The organism is Enterobacter sp. P82, assembly GCF_037053385.1.
In the GTDB taxonomy this organism is placed as follows: Bacteria; Pseudomonadota; Gammaproteobacteria; order Enterobacterales; family Enterobacteriaceae; genus Enterobacter.
This window is the reverse complement of record NZ_JBALHX010000001.1, coordinates 1,429,632-1,448,730: the sequence shown is the minus strand read 5'-3', so window position 1 is coordinate 1,448,730 and position 19,099 is coordinate 1,429,632. Positions and strand designations below refer to the sequence as shown.

Genomic DNA, 19,099 nt, shown 5'->3' with positions numbered 1-19,099 from the left:
ATACAGTAATTCAGAAGCCATCAATACTTATCTCTTAAGCATGTGAGCAATCCCATCTTTGTTATCAAGGAGAAAGTAATGACAACGCATCGTCGCGAAACAGATTCTATGGGCGCGATCGACGTCCCGGCCGACAAACTTTGGGGCGCACAAACCCAACGTTCGCTGGAACACTTCCGCATCTCAACTGAGAAAATGCCCGTTTCGCTGATTCAGGCGCTGGCACTGACGAAACGCGCCGCAGCCAAAGTGAATCAGGACTTAGGGTTGCTGGCGGCAGAAAAAGCCTCGGCCATCATCAGCGCGGCTGATGAGGTGCTGGCAGGCAAGCACCCTGATGAATACCCCCTGGCCATCTGGCAGACCGGTTCCGGCACGCAAAGCAACATGAACATGAACGAAGTGCTGGCAAACCGCGCAAGCGAGCTGCTGGGCGGCGTGCGTGGTATGGAGCGTAAGGTTCACCCGAATGATGACGTGAACAAGAGCCAAAGTTCGAACGACGTGTTCCCGACGGCAATGCACGTGGCGGCGGTCATCGCTATTCGCGAGCAGCTTATCCCGCAGCTCAACCTTCTGAAATCCACGCTCAACGAAAAAGCACAGGCTTTCCGCGATATCGTCAAAATTGGTCGCACCCATCTGCAGGACGCCACGCCGCTGACCCTCGGCCAGGAGATTTCCGGCTGGGTGGCGATGCTGGAGCATAACCTGAAGCACATTGAATACAGCCTGCCACATCTGGCGGAGCTGGCGCTCGGTGGTACGGCGGTGGGCACCGGGTTAAATACTCACCCTGAATATGCGGTGCGCGTGGCTGAGGAGCTTGCCGCCATGACCGGACAACCGTTTGTGACGGCACCTAATAAGTTCGAAGCACTGGCGACCTGCGATGCGCTGGTCCACACCCACGGCGCGCTGAAAGGGCTGGCGGCCTCGCTGATGAAAATTGCCAACGACGTACGCTGGCTGGCTTCGGGGCCGCGCTGCGGTATCGGTGAAATCAGCATTCCGGAAAACGAGCCGGGCAGCTCCATCATGCCAGGTAAAGTGAACCCGACCCAGTGCGAAGCCATGACTATGCTTTGCTGTCAGGTGATGGGCAACGACGTGGCCGTTAACATGGGAGGCGCATCCGGTAACTTCGAGCTGAACGTTTATCGCCCAATGGTGATCCACAACGTTCTGCAATCCATTCGGCTGCTGGCGGACGGGATGGAAAGCTTTAACGAGCACTGTGCGGTAGGCATTGAGCCAAACCGCGAGCGCATCAGCCAGTTGCTCAACGAGTCTTTGATGCTGGTGACCGCGCTCAATACCCATATCGGCTACGATAAAGCCGCTGAGATCGCCAAAAAAGCGCATAAAGAGGGGATGACGCTGAAAGCCTCCGCCCTGGCGTTGGGCTACCTGACGGAGGCGGAATTTGACGCCTGGGTTCGTCCGGAAGCGATGGTCGGCAGTCTGAAATAATCATCCCGCCACATACAGGTGCAGCCGCGGAATAATCAGCTGTAGCGGCTGCGCCTGAGGTCTGTAACGGTGCTGGATATTTTCAGCATCGTAATTCAGAAGTTCACCGATATCCGGCACGATAGCACCCTGATCGGCATCGTAAAGCGCAATCAGCGGTGTCGGACAGGCATACTGCACCTGTTTCTGTTGACCGGAATACCAGACACGCGCGATAGGCTGGACCTTCACCGGGCGCTTTATTTTGAGGCGCGTGTCCGCCGGTAGCGAGGCGATGCTGTGATACTCCTGCTCCAGGCGTTCAATCCACTGTTCCCGCGACCACGGGGCTACGGTGCGCGGCGTCTTTAGACTTTTTTCCAGTTGCGCCAGAATCTCATCCCGGGTGAAGTTTTTAATGATGTGCTTATTGGCCCAGCCGAAGCGTAGCGTGGCGGGGTGACGCAGTACCGTCAGCGTGCGATAGGCGTTCAGGGTAATCAGCCCCGGAAGCTGGCGGTGCACCCACTCGAACCGGGCGGCAGGGGCCAGGCCTGACTCTTCAGTGATGATCTTTTCAAATGCCGCTTTCAGGTCGTTGATATACGCAATCTGACTTTCCAGCGCCTCACGCGTTGTCGCATCGGTTTGCAGGCAGATCACGCCTGGCAGGCGAACGGCCGCCTTACTGCTGCGTTGTTCTGACTGCTGCTGAATAAATAGGTGACGATAATGTTTTAGTGCCAGTTCAAATGCGGCTTTGCCGATATGCTGTTTCACGTCGATGGTATCCAGCGGATCATGTTCTGCCCCTTTGGCCACATCCGGTAGGGTAAAGACGCGCGCGGCCAGCAGGCGGCAGGTTTGAAAGCGTTCTGTCAGCGTAAGTAACTCATGTTCTATTTCGCGAAAGGTGCTGTTGAGCCTTTCGATGAGATCGTAAGTCGCCATAAACATACTCATTAGTTACAACATACTTATCATATAGCACAGCACGCCGGGTCAGGCCAGCGTGCGGTTGAGGTCAGGCAGGAACGGGAAGGGCGATGCTATGGTATACCGGCCAGCTAAAGCAGAAGCGCGCGCCGCCGAGCTCGCTCTCCTCGCAATGCACCGTGCCGCCCATCGCCTGTGCGATAGAGTAGACAATCGCCAGCCCCAGGCCGCATCCGCCAGTGGCGCGATCGCGGCTGGGATCGAGACGCACAAACGGTTCAAACACCGTTTCTCGCGCTTCCGGGGCAATTCCCGGCCCGTCGTCTTCTACAGTCAGGCGGGCCTGATTGCCCTGCAGATCCAGGCTAATCTGCAATGTGCTATCGCTGTACCGCATGGCGTTGTTGATCAGGTTGTCCAGCACGCGCTCCATCAGGCGCATATCGAGCGCGCCATAATCACCTGAGGTAACGCGGGTCAACAGCGTGCGCTGTGGGTTCACGCTCTGCACATCATCAATGTGAGTTTGCAGCCAGTCAGGCAGATCCGGCGTGCTGAGGTTCAGTTCGTTCTGCGGGCGGTCGAGGCGCGCGTAGGTCAGCAGTTCTTCAATCAGCGCTTCAAGCTGGCCAATATCGCGATTCAGAGCCTGAGATTCCGCTTCCGTCAGATTCTCGCTCATCTCAAGACGATAGCGCAGGCGAACCAGCGGCGTCCGCAGTTCGTGTGCAATCCCGTCGATCAACTGCTTCTTACTGGCGATAAGGGCGTTGATGTTATCGGCCATCTGGTTAAAGGCCACACCCAGACGTTCAAAGCTGGAACCGCTGTCGAAGTGAATACGTTCGGTAAAATGTCCCTCGCCAAAACGCTGTGCGGCGGATTCCAGTTTCAGCATGTCCTGCCAGTGTGGTCGCATCCAGATAAAAACCGGAAACGCGAGTGAAATGGCGATGAAGGCCATCAGCGCCATATCCAGCAGACGCATCTGGTGCAGATAATAGAGGTAGGGCACCGGCCCGACAGCCAACACGTAATGGCTGCGCGGAATGCGCTGGATAAAGGTATATTTCTCATCCAGCGCGACAATGTCCCCGTCGCGCAGACGTTGCATGGTGGGCGCGTCCAGATCGAAATCTTTCAACGGCTCGATGCGTAAATCAAACGACAGGTTCAGATCCAGCTCTTTCAGGGTTTTCGCCCAGTCGTGCGGTGGGATCTCTCTCAGCTCGCTGCGCATCAGATACAGCGAGCTTTTCATCAGATCGTCCAGCGACTGCCTGCCTGCACGTTCGGCGGTGAACTTATAGACCAGCCCGACCAGCATGGTCATCACCAGGAAGCAGACAAACAGCAGAAGATAAAACTGCACAAACAGCTTTTTCATTAACGATTCCGGATGATGAAATAATCAGGTTTCCCAGGCGTGCGGAGCAAACAGGTAGCCCTTGTTACGCACGGTTTTAATACGGTACGGCTCGGTAGCGTTATCCTGCAACTTTTTGCGCAGACGCGATATCGCAACATCAACGCTGCGATCCATGCCGTCATAACTCACCCCACGCAGGTTTTTCAGCAGCGCATCACGATCCATGATTTGCCCGGCATGGGTTGCCAGCTCCCAAAGCAGGTCAAAATCTGCGGTCGAGAGCGCAATAAGCTCGTCGGAAAGCAGTACCTGACGGTTGATCGGATCAATGGAAAGCGTACCAAAACGCATCGCTTTGTGCGGCGTCAGTGACGGAGCAGGCGCTTCGCGTTCAATGCTGGCGTGCTGGCGTAAATGAAGACGCAGGCGCGCGAGCAGAACGGCAGGGGGGGTGGTTTTCAGAATGTAGTCATTGGCACCCATCTCCAGCGACAGAATATGGTTCATATCGCTGTCCAGTGAAGTGAGCAGGACGATTGGCCCCTCCCAGCGGGCGCGAAGGTCACGGCAGAGCGTCATGCCGTCTTTTCCTGGCAACATGATATCCAGGAGTACAAGGTCCGGGTTTTCACGCACGACAACCTCTTCGGCGCGATCGCCACGAGGTTCAACAATGACGTCCATATCATGTTTACCCAGATAGGCGGCAATCAATTGCCCGACTTCGGGTTCGTCTTCAACATAAACAATCTTATTCATACAACGTCTGTTATCGTGAAAAATGCCAACATACACCGCAGAACCTTAACCTTCCATTAATCTTTCAAAATTAGCGTCAGTTCCGTTATTCTGACTCATATTGTTACTTGATTGTTATAGGGAAAAGTATGGGGCTGGTGATTAAGGCCGCACTTGGGGCGCTGGTGGTGTTATTGATTGGCATCCTGGCTAAAACCAAAAATTATTATATTGCCGGGCTGATCCCACTCTTCCCGACTTTTGCGCTCATTGCACACTATATTGTGGCCTCTGAACGGGGCACAGAAGCATTGCGAACGACCATCGTGTTTGGCATGTGGTCTATCATCCCGTATTTCCTCTACCTGTTATCGCTCTGGTATTTCACTGGTTTTCTGCGACTTCCCCTGGCGCTGAGCGGGGCAGTGGTCTGCTGGGGGCTCAGCGCCTGGGTGTTAATCTTCTTCTGGAGCCGCTTTCACTAGCGCAGTGGTCGGCCCCCGTCTACGGCAAAGGTTCTGCCGGTGACGTAGCAACTGGTGAGCAGGTAATCCACAAGGTCAATCACCTCTTTTTCGCCTGGGGCGATTTTCATCAACGACTTGTTCAGCGCCTGCTGGCGATACTCCGCATCATCGGTTTCGTTAAATAATATCATTGCCGGGGCGATGGCATTTACCTTCACTTCGGGCGCGAGTTTGCGGGCAAATGAGCGTGTCATGTTATCCAGTGCGGCTTTACTGGCGGCATAGGCAATGTGCTTGTCGCTGCCTCGCTCCACCACATAATCGGTAAAATGGATAATGTCGCCCGCAGCATGCCCGTGGCCGCGCAGCAGATCCTGCAGCGCGTGATTAAGCAAATAGGGCGTATTAACGTGGATCTGTAACATGGCAGAGAGCGTTTCGCTGAGCGATGTGCCGGGCTTTTCGGCACGCCATGCACTGGCGTTATGGATAATGGCACGCAGCCCCGTTGTGGTGGACTTCACTTTATCCGCAAAGGCCAGAATGCCTTCATCGGTCGAAAAATCCGCCTGAATGCAAACAGCTCCTGCTTTTCGTAATCCTTCGATAGAGGGATATTCAGTACGATAACTGACGATGACCGGATGGCGAAGGTTGAGAAAATGATGGGCAAGGGCGAGGCCGATACGGCGGCCTCCACCGGTAATCAGTATTGGGCGAAGCTGTGCATTTCCCATCGTATTCTCCTTTACAGTTCAACAATGGGAAAGGCGATGCTATCCCATTAACATCCAGGTTGCCGGTAAAGCTGCAACCAGTAACAGTCCGATTAAGGCCATCTCGCGGCGTTTAAGTGCGTTTTCCAGCTGATGCGTGCGGCGTGCATAGATAAACACCAGCAAACCCGGTGCATATAACACTACAGACAGCAGCAAATGCATAGGCCCGGAAGCATACAACAACCACAGACCGTAAATACAGGCTCCTACACCCACAACATAGTGCGCCGGGCGTGTGGCGATTTTTAACAAATACGCGCCCACTAAGAAATAGGGTACCAGAATCATCTCTGAGGCGATGGTCAGCAGAGTGTTATAGTCAGAACCTGTGAGCCAGATCAGCACCAGACAGACCTGCACGCTGATGTTAGTCAGCCAGAGTGACGCGGACGGCGCACTGTTTTTGTTCTGACGGGCAAACAGGCGTGGAAACGCTTTGTGCGTGGAGGCCAGGAACGGGACTTCAGCGGCCATGATGGTCCAGCTCAGGTATGCGCCACAGACGGAGATGATCAGCCCCGCAGCAATCACCACATCACCCCAGGGACCGAGCATTTTTACCATCAGCCCTGCCATTGATGGGTTACGCATTCCGGCCAGCTCAGGACGTGCTACCACGCCCAGCGACAGCAGCGTCACCAGCAGATAAACCCCCAGCGCGGCCAGTACGGCCAGCAGAGTTGCACGGCCCACATCGCGTTTATTACGTGCCCGGGCGGAAACCACGACCGCGCCTTCAACACCAATAAACACCCACAGGGTAATGAGCATCGTGTTTTTCACCTGTTCCCAGACAGGTACGCCCAACGCAACGCCGGTGAAATCGAGCTTAAATACGTCCATACGGAACGCAATAAAGGCCAGCACGATAAACAGACCAAGCGGGACCAGCTTCGCGAGGGTAGCCACGAGGTTAATACTGGCTGCTGTTTGTACACCACGTAAAACCAGCCAGTGAACGAACCACAACAGTACCGAGGCACCCACAATAGACTGCCAGGTGTTACCATCGCCAAAGAGACGCAGTTCAGGCGTGTCGGTAAAGAAACTCAGCGCCGAGAAGACGATCACCAGATAGGAGACGTTGGCGATAACCGCGCATAACCAGTATCCCCATGCGGAGCAGAAGCCAATCAGCTCACCAAAACCTTCACGTGCATAGGTGAAAATACCGCCGTCCAGATCCGGTCGGATGCGGGTCAGCAGCAACATTGCGAACGCCAGCAGCAATATCCCAATACCGGTGATACCCCAGCCAATGAGTAGTGCGGCTGGGCTAGCCACCGCCGCCATGTTCTGCGGTAAACTGAATACGCCCGCGCCCAGCATTGAGCTTAAAACGAGTGCAGTCAGAGCACTCAGGCCAAGTTTCTTTTCCATTGGCTTCCTGTTATGAAAAGTCCAAATCCAGAATAATTATTTCGCACAGGCGCATAAAAATGGTGGATCACACTAAGGCGCGGGATTTTACGGAGTGTAACGAAAGCATGCAATGACGTGTGGCAGAAATTCAAAAAAAGTAACAAAAAAAGGCGGCATTGCGCCGCCTTTGATCAATGATTTTGTTACTTGTAGAGATCGGCGCTGATCGTCACGTTGTTGCCACGTTCCTGCCACTGGCGGGTGATGTGGTAGTATTTCGCCCCTTTCTTCGCCGCACGCTTCGCGACCTGATAAGAGACTTCCGTCATGTTGCCGTAGTTGCCGGTAAACTTGATGCTGTCGAACGGCACCATCTGCGCAGCAGTGGCGTTGTTCAGCTCTTCAATTTTGGTACCGTCTGGCAGCGTCACGGAATAACGGCCACCTTTCGTGGATTGCGTTTCGAAGAAACGGCCCACTTCAGCGCTTGGTGCAGCAGATGTTGCTACGCCAGGGATTTCAACTTTCTTCGCTTCCTCACCGCCTTTCGCTATTGCCGCGCGACCTGCTTCGGAATCAGCCGGGATAACATCCGGGCTTTGCAGAACACGTTTTTTCGCATCTTCTTTATAGATGAACGCGGTAATGCGCTGGTTGCCGCCCTGGTTAGCATCTACCTGACGCACGATATAGAAAGAGTACGCACCTTTCTGTTTCGCCGCTTTGGTGATGGCATCGTTTACTTCAGGCTGGCTGCGATAGAAGCCCTGAACGGTGACGGTGTCATAAGGTTCCAATGCGATCGCTTGATCTTTTGGCAGTTCAACGATGCCATTAATCACGCGGTTTTTCGGTGCATCAGCTTTCGGTGCATTATCTTTGAACAGCGCAATGGTTACGCGCTGATTACCGCTGTTGCCATAATCAGACTGGTCAACAACGTAAAACGAGGCCGCACCATTTTTATCGGCGGCTTTTGATGCGGCGGCGACGGCATCGCCAATGGAATTGTAACGACCCACAATGACCGTATGGTCAAAAGGTTTTAACGCTGCCGCTTGCTCCGGCGTTAACTCTGTTGCGGCATTCGCAGACAGGGCGGTCGCAGAGAGAAGTGCGGACGCCAGGAGTGTGTTCTTAAGCTTCATAAAAATAATCCTTCGCCTTGCGCAAACCATGCACTGGTATTGTTGTTAATTTGAGACGGTCCCGATTATGGCATTTAAAACCTGTCGCTGTCTGCGGCATTTTTCACTGTCAGTGCTTACTGAATCACCGAATTCGATAACATTTAGTGATATGTTGAAAAAACAGGCGTTTGACAAGTAAAACTGATAAAGCTTATGACTTTTACAAGTTAATTTAATGTTAATAACTTGTTCTGTTATGGCGCTATATCATGTTTTTACCGCTTCGCTTGCGTGATTTATCGGCTTCGGGGATGAATTTAAGGTAAATATCACTGTCAGTGACGCCGATCGCTTATTTTTCACAGATAAAGTAAGAAATAGTGTTTTCTGGCGGTAGATCACGGGCGCTATTTTCAGTAGGTTATAGACAGTTTGTTACTGTTTTATTTTCCGGGGTTAATCATATCTCGTCGCTATCGTGATGGCGAAAATTGATACAAACCGCGGGCATTTATCGACAAACCATCATCAAAAACCGATGGAAGGGAAAACTATGCGTATTGGGGTACCAAAAGAACGGTTAGCCAATGAAACCCGCGTAGCGGCAACACCGAAAACGGTGGAGCAACTGCTTAAACTGGGTTTTACCGTCGCGGTTGAAAGCGGCGCAGGCAAACTGGCGAGTTTCGATGACGAAGCCTTCATCCAGGCTGGCGCGGAAGTGGTGGACAGTGCTGAAGTCTGGCAGTCACCTGTGATTCTGAAGGTGAACGCACCGGAAGAGAGTGAGATTTCGCTGCTCAATCCAGGTACGACGCTGGTGAGTTTCATCTGGCCTGCGCAAAATCCTGAGCTGATGGAGAAGCTGGCGGCCCGTGGCGTGACAGTAATGGCCATGGATTCTGTGCCGCGTATTTCGCGTGCGCAGTCGCTGGACGCGTTAAGCTCCATGGCAAACATCGCGGGTTATCGCGCCATTGTTGAAGCCGCCCATGAATTTGGTCGCTTCTTTACCGGTCAAATCACTGCGGCGGGTAAAGTCCCTCCGGCGAAAGTGATGGTGATTGGCGCGGGCGTTGCAGGTCTTGCTGCAATCGGTGCAGCAAATAGCCTCGGGGCTATCGTGCGCGCGTTTGATACCCGTCCTGAGGTTAAGGAACAGGTACAAAGTATGGGTGCCGAATTCCTTGAACTGGACTTCAAGGAAGAAGCGGGCAGTGGTGATGGTTACGCCAAGGTCATGTCTGAAGCCTTTATCAAAGCGGAAATGGAGCTCTTCGCCGCACAGGCGAAAGATGTCGACATTATTGTGACCACCGCTCTGATCCCGGGTAAACCCGCGCCGAAGCTGATCACCCGTGAAATGGTGGATTCCATGAAGCCTGGCAGCGTGATTGTCGACCTGGCGGCGCAAAACGGCGGTAACTGTGAATATACCGTCCCGAATCAGGTGACAACGACCGCGAACGGTGTGAAGGTGATCGGTTATACCGATCTGCCAGGCCGTCTGCCAACGCAGTCTTCTCAGTTGTACGGCACCAACCTCGTTAACCTGCTGAAACTGCTCTGCAAAGAGAAAGATGGCAACGTCACCGTTGATTTCGACGATGTGGTCGTACGTGGCGTTACCGTGGTTCGTGAAGGTGAAATCACCTGGCCTGCGCCACCTATTCAGGTTTCTGCTCAGCCTCAGGCTGCACCGAAAGCGGCACCAGAACCTAAAGAACCTGCCAAACCTGCTTCTCCGTGGCGCAAATACGCGATCATGGCGCTGGCGATTATTCTGTTCGGCTGGCTGGCTAACGTTGCGCCGAAAGAGTTCCTTGGCCACTTTACCGTCTTCGCGCTCTCCTGCGTGGTGGGTTACTACGTGGTGTGGAACGTTTCCCATGCCTTGCATACGCCACTGATGTCGGTCACCAACGCCATCTCGGGGATTATCGTGGTTGGGGCGTTACTGCAGATTGGTCACGGCGGCTGGATCAGCTTCCTGAGCTTTGTTGCGGTGTTGATCGCCAGTATCAATATTTTCGGTGGTTTCACCGTGACTCAGCGCATGCTGAAAATGTTTCGTAAAGGCTAAGGGGTAGCATATGTCTGGAGGATTAGTGACAGCCGCATACATTGTTGCTGCAATCCTGTTTATTTTCAGTCTGGCGGGACTTTCCAAACACGAAACGTCTCAGCAGGGTAATAACTTTGGTATCGCCGGGATGGCGATTGCGCTGATTGCCACCATCTTCGGGCCGGACACCGGCAACGTTGCGTGGATTCTGGTGGCGATGATTATCGGTGGTGCGATTGGTATTCGTCTGGCGAAACGCGTTGAAATGACCGAGATGCCGGAGCTGGTTGCGATTCTGCACAGCTTTGTCGGTCTGGCGGCGGTGCTGGTGGGCTTCAACAGCTACCTGTACCACACCCCGGGTCTGGAACCGATTCTGGTGAATATCCACCTGACGGAAGTATTCCTCGGTATCTTCATCGGTGCGGTCACCTTCACCGGTTCCATTGTTGCGTTCGGTAAACTGCGCGGGAAGATCTCCTCTAAACCGCTGATGCTGCCAAACCGTCATAAGCTGAACCTGGCGGCGCTGGTGGTGTCGTTTGTACTGATGGTGGTCTTCGTGCGTACCGAAAGCGTGGGCTTGCAGGTACTGGCGTTGCTGGTGATGACCATTATTGCACTGGCATTCGGCTGGCACCTGGTAGCCTCCATCGGTGGTGCGGATATGCCAGTGGTCGTCTCTATGCTGAACTCCTACTCCGGTTGGGCAGCAGCGGCGGCAGGTTTTATGCTGAGCAACGATCTGCTGATCGTCACCGGTGCGCTGGTGGGTTCTTCCGGTGCGATCCTGTCTTACATCATGTGTAAAGCGATGAACCGTTCGTTCATCAGCGTTATCGCCGGTGGTTTTGGTTCTGATGGTTCCTCGACGGGTTCTGACGAAGAAGTGGGCGAGCACCGCGAGATTAACGCGGAAGATACTGCTGATATGCTGAAAAACTCGCATTCAGTCATTATCACCCCAGGCTATGGCATGGCGGTAGCACAGGCTCAGTATCCGGTCGCGGAGATCACTGAGAAGCTGCGCGCGCGCGGGATCAAGGTTCGCTTTGGTATTCACCCGGTGGCAGGGCGTCTGCCTGGTCACATGAACGTACTGCTGGCGGAAGCGAAAGTGCCTTACGACATCGTGCTGGAAATGGACGAGATCAACGATGATTTCGCCGAGACCGACACCGTGCTGGTCATCGGTGCTAACGACACCGTGAATCCGGCGGCACAGGATGATCCGCGTAGCCCAATTGCCGGTATGCCAGTTCTGGAAGTGTGGAAGGCGCAGAACGTCATTGTCTTCAAACGCTCCATGAACACTGGCTATGCCGGGGTTCAGAACCCGCTGTTCTTCAAAGAGAACACCCATATGCTGTTTGGCGACGCCAAAGCCAGCGTGGATGCGATTCTGAAGGCGCTGTAAGTTGTACTAAATGAAAAAGCCGCCAACTCTGGCGGCTTTTTTTATCCCCAACGCTGTTTAATCGTCTTCCGGGTCGTCCATCTCAACCGGCGTCTGATACTCATCCGGTTTAATGACCAGCAGGTCACAGCGCAGATGGTCAATCACCTGCTCGGCGGTATTGCCGAGGAATGCGGCGGAAATACCGGTTCGACCAATGGTGCCCAGCACGACAATCCCGGCCTGCAAATGTTCGGCTAAATCCGGGATAACCTCTTCAGGCAACCCTTTTTCCACATGGGTCATTTTCTCATCAATGCTGAATTTCTGGCGCAGCGCTTTCATGGCCAACAGGTGCTGACCACGGATGGCGTCGTTATACACGCTCGGGTCAAATTCAGGCAGTTCAATGGCGATATTGATCGGCGTCACCGGATATGCGCCAACCAGATGTACTTCGGTATGATTCACCTGATCGGCAAGCTGGATGGTCTCCTTAACCAGCTTCTCGTTCAGCGCATTGTGGTAATCCTCTTCGCTGGCGAGATTGACTGCAACGACGGCCTTACCACCTTCAGGCCACGGCTGGTCTTTCACCATCCAGACCGGGCAAGGGCATTTACGCAGCAGATGCCAGTCGGTAGGGGTGAAGATCACGGATTCCAGCTTGTCGTGCTGGTGCGCCATCTTCAGCAGCAAGTCATGCTCACCGGCAACGACTTCCTGGATAATGGCTTCGAAAGGTCGGTTATGCCAGACCACTTTAATATCAATAGGAACACCCGCTTCCAGGTAATACTTCGCCTGTTCGCGGATCCACGCGGTACGCTGGCTGATCACTCCCTGACGCATAGCGGTGCGCTCGTCAGGCGACAGAAGGGTGGTCATCTCATACGAGAAGTCATAGATCGGCAAAAACGCTTTGATTTTGCCACCAATCCGTTGATGTAAATACACAGCACGCCGTAATGCCGGCTGATCGTCCTGATTCGGATCGATAGCTACCAGCATGTTTTGATACTTTGCCATACAGGTCTCCTTACTACTGTCACCACAGTCTGTAATTAAAAGAGTAACCTATATATCCTGAATGAAACAGGGGGGAGGTTTTGCCAGATCAATATTTCATGAAAATTTATCAGAGGAAAAGAACGGTCGTTGTCACCGCAATAAATGCAATAAACAGCAGCACCATCACTGCTATCGCAAAGGTCGTGGAATCCTGAACGTAGGTTTTTTCCTCCCCCTTCATCGGGCCGACAAGCATGATCCAGATGAAGATAAAGGTCACTGAGGCAATCACGACTGAAACGAAAAATAAACTTTCTCTCAATTCATAACCTCAACGAGAACCTTTCGGGCGCTGTGTGGGGACGTGCTACGGTGAAAATGTCAGATAACGGAAGTGTTAATATGCCAGACCAATAAATCAAGAAAATTTATCGGCCTGGCAATATACATATGGGCTTTATGCCACGTTGCGGGCGTGCCCGGCAAGAACGGCCAGTGCTTCACCGTTTTCGATTGTGATGTATTTACCTTTAACGGCCAGCATACCGCTTTTCTGGAAACGGCCCAGCAGACGGCTGATGGTTTCCACGGTCAGACCCAGGTAGTTGCCGATATCACCACGCGTCATGGTCAGACGGAATTCACGCGGAGAGAAACCACGTTCAGCGAAGCGACGGGAGAGGTTGTAGATAAACGCAGCCAGGCGTTCTTCTGCATTCTTTTTGGAAAGCAGCAGGATCATATCCTGATCGCCTTTGATCTCACCGCTCATCAGGCGCATCATCTGCTGACGCAAATTAGGCATTTTTCCGGACAGGTCATCCAGAGTTTCAAACGGGATTTCGCAAACCATAGAGGTTTCGAGTGCCTGAGCAAAGCTCGGGTGGTGGCCAGTGCCGATGGCATCAAAGCCAACCAGGTCACCCGCCAGATGGAAGCCGGTGATCTGCTCATCACCCTGTTCGGTAATGGTGTAGCTCTTGATGGTGCCAGAACGGATAGCATAGAGCGATTTCAGTTCGTCTCCCGCTTTAAACAGCGTCTGCCCTTTCTGAATAGGCTTTTTGCGCTCGATGATATTATCAAGCTGATCAAGTTCATGCTCATTCAGGGTAAACGGGATACAGAGCTGGCTGATGCTGCAATCCTGGCAATGGATAGCACAACCGCCAGACTGAATGCGTCGTATAATTCGCTTTTCCGGGATCATAGGTTTGCTCAAGCCTTAATTGATATTGGTCAATTTTAACATCTTTTTGGTAAGTACGTAAGCCTGACAAACCATCAATAAGGACAAGTGACGGCAACGTGTTGCCATCTTCTTGAAATTCCACAGCTTGATTATGGATTTTTAGCCTAACCGGTAGAAAATTAAGCACAAAAAGCCTGGGATCTACAGCAGAAGATACCCTTCGTGACGCAGTAACCACTCCTTGCGCTGTACGCCTCCGGCATAGCCCGTCATGGTGCCGTTGCGGCCAATCACCCGATGGCAGGGCACCACGATGCTGACCGGGTTGGAGCCATTCGCGGCACCCACTGCCCGTGCCGCTCCGGCACGGCCTAACTGCTCCGCGAGCTGGCCGTAATGCATCACCTGACCGCACGGGATAGTCCGCAGCGCTTGCCACACTTCGCGCTGGAAAGGTGTTCCGGCCGTGGTGGTGGGTAGGGTGTCGATGATGCTGAGATCGCCCTCAAAGTACGCCGCAAGCTTGTCGCTCAGTCCACCAGGATTGGTAGCACTGATACGTTCATACCCCTGTGAGCGGTAATGAATATCGAGCAGCGCTTCCATGCGATCGCTGTGCTCTTCCCATTCAACGGCACGCAGACAAAACTGCTCGTCCGCGATCACCCACAGCGGACCAAGTGGCGTCGCAATCTTATCTTCGAGTAATCTCAGCATCCTCGTTCCTTTAGTTCAGCCTCGGGTAGATCCCCGGTCCAATTGGCAGGCCGACAAGATACCACGCCACCAGCATGACCAGCCATACTCCTAAAAAGATAAGTGGGTAGGGCAAAACCAGCGAATAGTAGGTACCCAGTTTGGCTTCCGGTTTATAGCGCTGCAGGAAGCCTAAAAACAGCGGAACAAACGGCGAAACCGGTGCCAGCGGGATGACGGAGGAGTCAGCGATACGGAACAGGATCTGGGCAAATGCCGGGTGGAATCCCAGCATCATAAACATCGGCACGAAGATCGGCGCCAGAATTGACCAGATGGCCGATCCGCTGGCGATGAACATGCAGAGCAGGGATGACAGCAGCGCCAGACCGACAAACGCCGGGACGCCGCTTAACCCGGCGGCTTCCAGCGCGTCGGTCAGGCCGACGGCCATAAATTTGCCCATGTTGCTCCAGTTAAACATGGCGACGAACTGAGCCAGCGGGAAGACCATCACGATAAAGCCCGCCATCTCTTTCATCGGCTCGATCATCAACTGCGGCAGATCGGCCTGGCGGCGAATTTTACCGGTAGCGATGCCATACGCGAGCGACACGACAAAGAAAAACAGAATAATCAGCGGCACAATGCCCTGAATAAACGGTGAGGGAAGGACGGTATGTTTAACCGGATCGCGCAGAATACCGTTTTCCGGTACCACCATCAGTGCCACCAGGGCGAGAAAGACCAGTGACACAATACCGGCCACGCGCAGGCCAAAGCGCTGCTCTTTGCTTAGTGTCTCCAGCTTTTCATCGCTGCGACCTTCCCATTTTCCCAGACGCGGTTCGATGATCTTATCGGTTATCAGCCCGCCGACGATAGTCAGGACCACCACGGAGCTGGCCATAAAGTACCAGTTGTCGATGACGCTGACGTGCATCGCGGTGTCGATAGTTTTCGCCGCCTCGGTACTAATGCCCGAGAGCAGGACGTCGGTGGTGACAATCAGCAGATTGGCGGTAAAACCGCACCCGACACCCGCAATCGCCGACAGCAGACCCGCTACAGGGTGACGTCCGACCGCGAGGAAAATCAGTGCGCCCATGGGTGGCATAATGACCAGTGCAGCATCGGAAGAGATATGGCTGAAGAAGGCGATAAACAGCACCATATAGCTGGCGTAACGTGCGCTGACGTGAGAGGCCATTTTCACCATCAGGGCCGGTAACAGTCCTACGCGTTCCGCGAGCCCTGCACCCAAAACCAGCGCCAGAATGGCACCCAGCGGGGCGAAACCGCTGAAGTTTTTAATCACATTGGGTAAAAACCAGTGTAATCCTTCCACGCTGAGCAGGTTTTTCACCGCCACCAGGCTGCCATCAGCCGGACTTCGTACGCTGACGTCGAAGGCGGAGAGCACAGCAGTGGCGACCATCAAAACCACGATCAACCAGATAAAAAGCAGGAAAGGGTGTGGCACTTTATTGCCAATCCTTTCAACCCAGCCATAGAGCTTACCGGATGGGGAATGCGAAGGTATGGATGACATACTCATGGGCGTTCCTCGGGACTGTTGTGTTGTTGTGTTGTGTTTTTTTATTTTAAAGGTGACGGTGTCACGCCTTGTGGGATCGGACACACGTACGGTCTTTCTGCTATCTGCTGTTCAAACTCTTCCCGGCATTTTTGCAGCAGTTCTGTATCCTGCAGCAGATTGAGCGCGGTAGCTCCCATCACTTTTCCGGCCAGCAGCATGCCTTTATGGGCAATGGAGGTGCGACCCTGAGCGACCAGTTGCCAGGTATGCAGCGGCGTACCGACGGTAAAACAGGGGCTGAAACACTGTGCAACGGGCATTTTCCAGCTGACATCCCCCACATCAGTCGAACCCGCCAGCACGTTGTCAGTAATGGCATACGGTGCGACGTCGTCCACCAGCAACGTCTCCTGGTGGCGGCGAGCAAAGGCTTTACCGGCGTCCCCGCCTGTTGCAGCAATATTTTTTAGGCTGTTTTGCAGATCGTTTGGCGTCAGCGTGGCGCGGATCTCGTGGGCAAAATCGCGCTCTTCGGTGGTCCATTCGGGCGTGCCGTAGTGCTGCATCGCGCGATACATTGCCGCCTCGAGTGTGCGGTTTGGCAGGTAGCTGGAGCAGGCTTTATCAAAGCGACACTCGACGGTGGTTTCGGTCATCAGCGCTGCGCCCTGGGCGATTTTCCCGATGCGTTCATAGATTTGTTGTGCATCGGCCATCTCCGGAGCGCGGATCAGGTACAACACTTCGGCTTGCGCCTGCACCACGTTAGGTGAAATGCCCCCGGTGTCAGTAATGGCGTAATGGACGCGCGCTTTCTCGATGATGTGTTCGTTAAGGAAGTTGGTGCCGGTGGTCATTAACGTCACGGCATCCAGCGCGCTGCGTCCAAGATGGGGAGAGTTGGCTGCATGCGCCGCCACGCCGTGAAAACGCCAGGCGGCCTGAATGTTGGCCAGCGTACTGACGTTAAACATGCCAGAAAACGCTTCCGGGTGCCAGGTGACGGCGGCATCGACGTCATCAAACAGACCTTCACGCACCATAAAGGTTTTTCCGGAACCGCCTTCCTCACCGGGGCAGCCGTAAAAACGCACTGTCCCACTACCACCGTGTTGTTCCAGCCAGCTTTTTACCGCCATTGCTCCCGCAAATGCTGCAGTACCTAAGAGATTATGCCCGCAGCCGTGGCCGTTAGCGCCCGGCGTGGCGGATTGCGCCGTTGCGCAGTACGCCTGCTGGCTCAGCCCGGCCAGCGCGTCGTATTCGCCCAGCAGAGCGATAACCGGTTTCCCGCTGCCGAAGCTGGCGATAAAGGCATTCGGAATGCCACCCGCTTCACGGGTTAGCGTGAAGCCTTCGGTCTCCAGCGCACTGGCGAGCCGTTCGGCTGACCAAAACTCTTCAAAACGCGTTTCGGGATGATCCCAAATCTCGTCGGCAATATCGGTGAACATCTGACACTGCGTGTCGATCACATCGGCAATAAAAGCGTAGTTCTCCTGCATCACACACCTCGTGTCCACGGGAAATTAAGCGCAGCCCGCGCCAGCGTTTCGATGGCAACAGCCATTATCTGCTCATCAAAGTCGAATTTTTCGTTGTGATGTCCGGCGCTCAAATCCGTGCCAAACACCATATACGACGCCATACCCCCGTTCTGCTGCACGCGGGCCATCATCAGCGTGGCGTCTTCGGAACCTGCCGGGGCTTTAACGTTATCAATGGCGTGCACTACGCCGGACACTTTGCCAGCCTGCTCACGCAGGTAATCAACCCAGGCGGGGGTGGGGGCGCTGGAGGTGGCGGCTCCCATCAGGCGTATCTCCGCCGTCACGCCATAGAGTGCCGCCGCGCCGGTAATAACAGACTGAGCACGTTCAAAGACATACTGATTAATGGTTTCGCTTTCACCGCGTGTTTCAACCTTGATCAGCGCATTGGCGGGCACCACGTTGCGTCCGCTGCCCGCCTGCATCACCCCGACGTTCACCCGGGATGCGCCTTCGCTGTGCGGTGCAATACTGTGCAAGGCGATGGCGGCTTGCGCCGCAGCGAGCAGAGCGTTACGCCCGTCCTCCGGTTTACCGCCTGCGTGTGCGGCAACGCCGGTAAAGTTCACGTCGAACTTGGTTGTCGCCATAAAGTTATCGCTGCCGCAGACAACCGTACCGGCAGGCACGCCGGTACCAATATGGATGGCCGTGAAATAGTCCACGTCGTCCAGCGCTCCGGCTGCGACCATGGCGCGTGCGCCGCGCGTCCCTTCTTCGGCAGGCTGGAAGATCAGTTTGAGGGTACCATTGAGTTGCGATGCATTCTGCTTAAGTACTTGCGCCAGCCCCAGACCAATGGTGGTATGGCCGTCGTGCGCACAGGCGTGCATCATCCCTGGATTGCAGGAGGCAAATCCGTCGCGGTACGGGCGGTGGCTTTCGTCGAGCGCTTCGCTTAAATCAAGCGCATCCATGTCCACGCGAAACGCCAGAGTCGGTCCTGGGCGGCCGGTATTCAGGGTTGCCACAATCCCGGTAAATCCGCCTTCAAACGGCGCGAGCCATTTCTCAGGCGCGCCTTGTGCGCGGGCGCGGTCAAACTCCCGCGTAAGGGTGGTGTCATCAGGTAGTCCCATACGGCTTTCGGCATCCACCACATCGCGGCCCATCGCCAGTTCGTAACCCAGCGAATCCAGGATTTCCGCGACCTTCGCGGCGGTACGAAACTCCACCCAGCCGGATTCCGCAAAATGGTGAAAATCGCGACGCCATGCTCTCAACTGCGGCGTTAATGTCTGGATGTACTGCGCCAGTGTGTCCATATCTGTTCCTGTCATCATTAAAATTTGTGAACTGCTTCACGCTGTGATAGTTTTTACTTATCACTAACCGATTTTTCACAGTTTTAACCGTTCAGGAATTACCCTCGCACATCCCTTTCTATTAAAGTAGATGACAGTTTCTTTACTCTGA

17 protein-coding genes are annotated in these 19,099 nt (G+C 54.1%); 4 read left to right on the top strand and 13 right to left on the bottom strand.

Features of this window, described 5'->3' with window-relative positions; all coding sequences use genetic code 11:
- Positions 1 to 78 precede the first annotated feature (78 nt).
- Positions 79 to 1,473 carry a class II fumarate hydratase gene (gene fumC, locus WB237_RS06720; protein ID WP_336211762.1) on the top strand — a complete coding sequence of 465 codons (1,395 nt, stop codon included), beginning with the start codon at positions 79 to 81 and terminating at the stop codon, positions 1,471 to 1,473.
- On the opposite strand, the gene tus is transcribed toward fumC, so the two are convergent.
- From tus to rstA, 3 genes are all read right to left on the bottom strand, one after another.
- Entirely contained in the window at positions 1,474 to 2,403 is a 930-nt protein-coding gene (gene tus, locus WB237_RS06715) for a DNA replication terminus site-binding protein (RefSeq protein WP_336211759.1), read from the bottom strand. It abuts the gene before it with no gap.
- A gap of 73 nt (positions 2,404 to 2,476) precedes the next feature.
- Entirely contained in the window at positions 2,477 to 3,775 is a 1,299-nt protein-coding gene (gene rstB / locus WB237_RS06710; protein ID WP_336211757.1) for a two-component system sensor histidine kinase RstB, read from the bottom strand.
- 24 nt (positions 3,776 to 3,799) lie between these two features.
- Positions 3,800 to 4,516 (bottom strand): two-component system response regulator RstA, encoded by a 717-nt coding sequence (gene rstA, locus WB237_RS06705; RefSeq protein ID WP_114979489.1) that lies wholly within the window; start codon positions 4,514 to 4,516, stop codon positions 3,800 to 3,802.
- A 128-nt stretch (positions 4,517 to 4,644) separates the two neighbouring features.
- Here rstA and WB237_RS06700 point away from each other — a divergent pair, with 128 nt between their 5' ends.
- The gene (locus WB237_RS06700; RefSeq protein ID WP_028017326.1) at positions 4,645 to 4,980 is read left to right on the top strand and encodes a GlpM family protein; all 336 of its coding nucleotides are present in this window, start codon (positions 4,645 to 4,647) and stop codon (positions 4,978 to 4,980) included.
- Here the strand turns inward: WB237_RS06700 and folM are convergent.
- The 3 genes from folM to ydgH all read right to left on the bottom strand — a co-directional run bounded on the left by folM (position 4,977) and on the right by ydgH (position 8,251).
- Positions 4,977 to 5,699, bottom strand: a complete 723-nt coding sequence (folM, locus tag WB237_RS06695; protein ID WP_114979490.1) for a dihydromonapterin reductase — start codon at positions 5,697 to 5,699, stop codon at positions 4,977 to 4,979. The genes WB237_RS06700 and folM overlap by 4 nt on opposite strands.
- 39 nt (positions 5,700 to 5,738) lie before the next feature.
- The gene (locus WB237_RS06690; RefSeq protein WP_336211753.1) at positions 5,739 to 7,121 is read right to left on the bottom strand and encodes an amino acid permease; all 1,383 of its coding nucleotides are present in this window, start codon (positions 7,119 to 7,121) and stop codon (positions 5,739 to 5,741) included.
- Positions 7,122 to 7,306: 185 nt separating this feature from the next.
- The gene (gene ydgH / locus WB237_RS06685; RefSeq protein ID WP_336211751.1) at positions 7,307 to 8,251 is read right to left on the bottom strand and encodes a DUF1471 family protein YdgH; all 945 of its coding nucleotides are present in this window, start codon (positions 8,249 to 8,251) and stop codon (positions 7,307 to 7,309) included.
- Positions 8,252 to 8,786: 535 nt separating this feature from the next.
- Between ydgH and pntA the strand changes: the two genes are divergently transcribed.
- Together pntA and pntB are read left to right on the top strand one after the other, a co-directional pair.
- Positions 8,787 to 10,316, top strand: a complete 1,530-nt coding sequence (gene pntA / locus WB237_RS06680; protein ID WP_114979493.1) for a Re/Si-specific NAD(P)(+) transhydrogenase subunit alpha — start codon at positions 8,787 to 8,789, stop codon at positions 10,314 to 10,316.
- Between the two features lie 10 nt (positions 10,317 to 10,326).
- Positions 10,327 to 11,715 carry a Re/Si-specific NAD(P)(+) transhydrogenase subunit beta gene (pntB, locus tag WB237_RS06675; RefSeq protein WP_336211746.1) on the top strand — a complete coding sequence of 463 codons (1,389 nt, stop codon included), beginning with the start codon at positions 10,327 to 10,329 and terminating at the stop codon, positions 11,713 to 11,715.
- Between the two features lie 57 nt (positions 11,716 to 11,772).
- On the opposite strand, the gene uspE is transcribed toward pntB, so the two are convergent.
- The 7 genes from uspE to WB237_RS06640 all read right to left on the bottom strand — a co-directional run bounded on the left by uspE (position 11,773) and on the right by WB237_RS06640 (position 18,948).
- Positions 11,773 to 12,723, bottom strand: a complete 951-nt coding sequence (gene uspE / locus WB237_RS06670; RefSeq protein ID WP_336211743.1) for a universal stress protein UspE — start codon at positions 12,721 to 12,723, stop codon at positions 11,773 to 11,775.
- 109 nt (positions 12,724 to 12,832) lie between these two features.
- Entirely contained in the window at positions 12,833 to 13,027 is a 195-nt protein-coding gene (locus WB237_RS06665) for a hypothetical protein (protein ID WP_008500541.1), read from the bottom strand.
- Between the two features lie 135 nt (positions 13,028 to 13,162).
- On the bottom strand, positions 13,163 to 13,915 hold the full coding sequence (fnr, locus tag WB237_RS06660) for a fumarate/nitrate reduction transcriptional regulator Fnr (protein ID WP_006174991.1): 753 nt from the start codon (positions 13,913 to 13,915) through the stop codon (positions 13,163 to 13,165).
- Positions 13,916 to 14,098: 183 nt separating this feature from the next.
- Positions 14,099 to 14,614: a methylated-DNA--[protein]-cysteine S-methyltransferase gene (gene ogt / locus WB237_RS06655; protein WP_336211732.1), complete on the bottom strand. Its 516-nt coding sequence runs from the start codon at positions 14,612 to 14,614 to the stop codon at positions 14,099 to 14,101.
- 10 nt (positions 14,615 to 14,624) lie between these two features.
- Positions 14,625 to 16,151, bottom strand: a complete 1,527-nt coding sequence (gene abgT, locus WB237_RS06650) for a p-aminobenzoyl-glutamate transporter (RefSeq protein ID WP_336211730.1) — start codon at positions 16,149 to 16,151, stop codon at positions 14,625 to 14,627.
- Positions 16,152 to 16,192: 41 nt separating this feature from the next.
- Positions 16,193 to 17,638 carry a M20 family metallopeptidase gene (locus WB237_RS06645; RefSeq protein ID WP_336211727.1) on the bottom strand — a complete coding sequence of 482 codons (1,446 nt, stop codon included), beginning with the start codon at positions 17,636 to 17,638 and terminating at the stop codon, positions 16,193 to 16,195.
- Positions 17,638 to 18,948 (bottom strand): M20 family metallo-hydrolase, encoded by a 1,311-nt coding sequence (locus tag WB237_RS06640; protein ID WP_336211722.1) that lies wholly within the window; start codon positions 18,946 to 18,948, stop codon positions 17,638 to 17,640. Before WB237_RS06640 ends, WB237_RS06645 begins: the two co-directional genes overlap by 1 nt.
- Positions 18,949 to 19,099 lie beyond the last annotated feature (151 nt).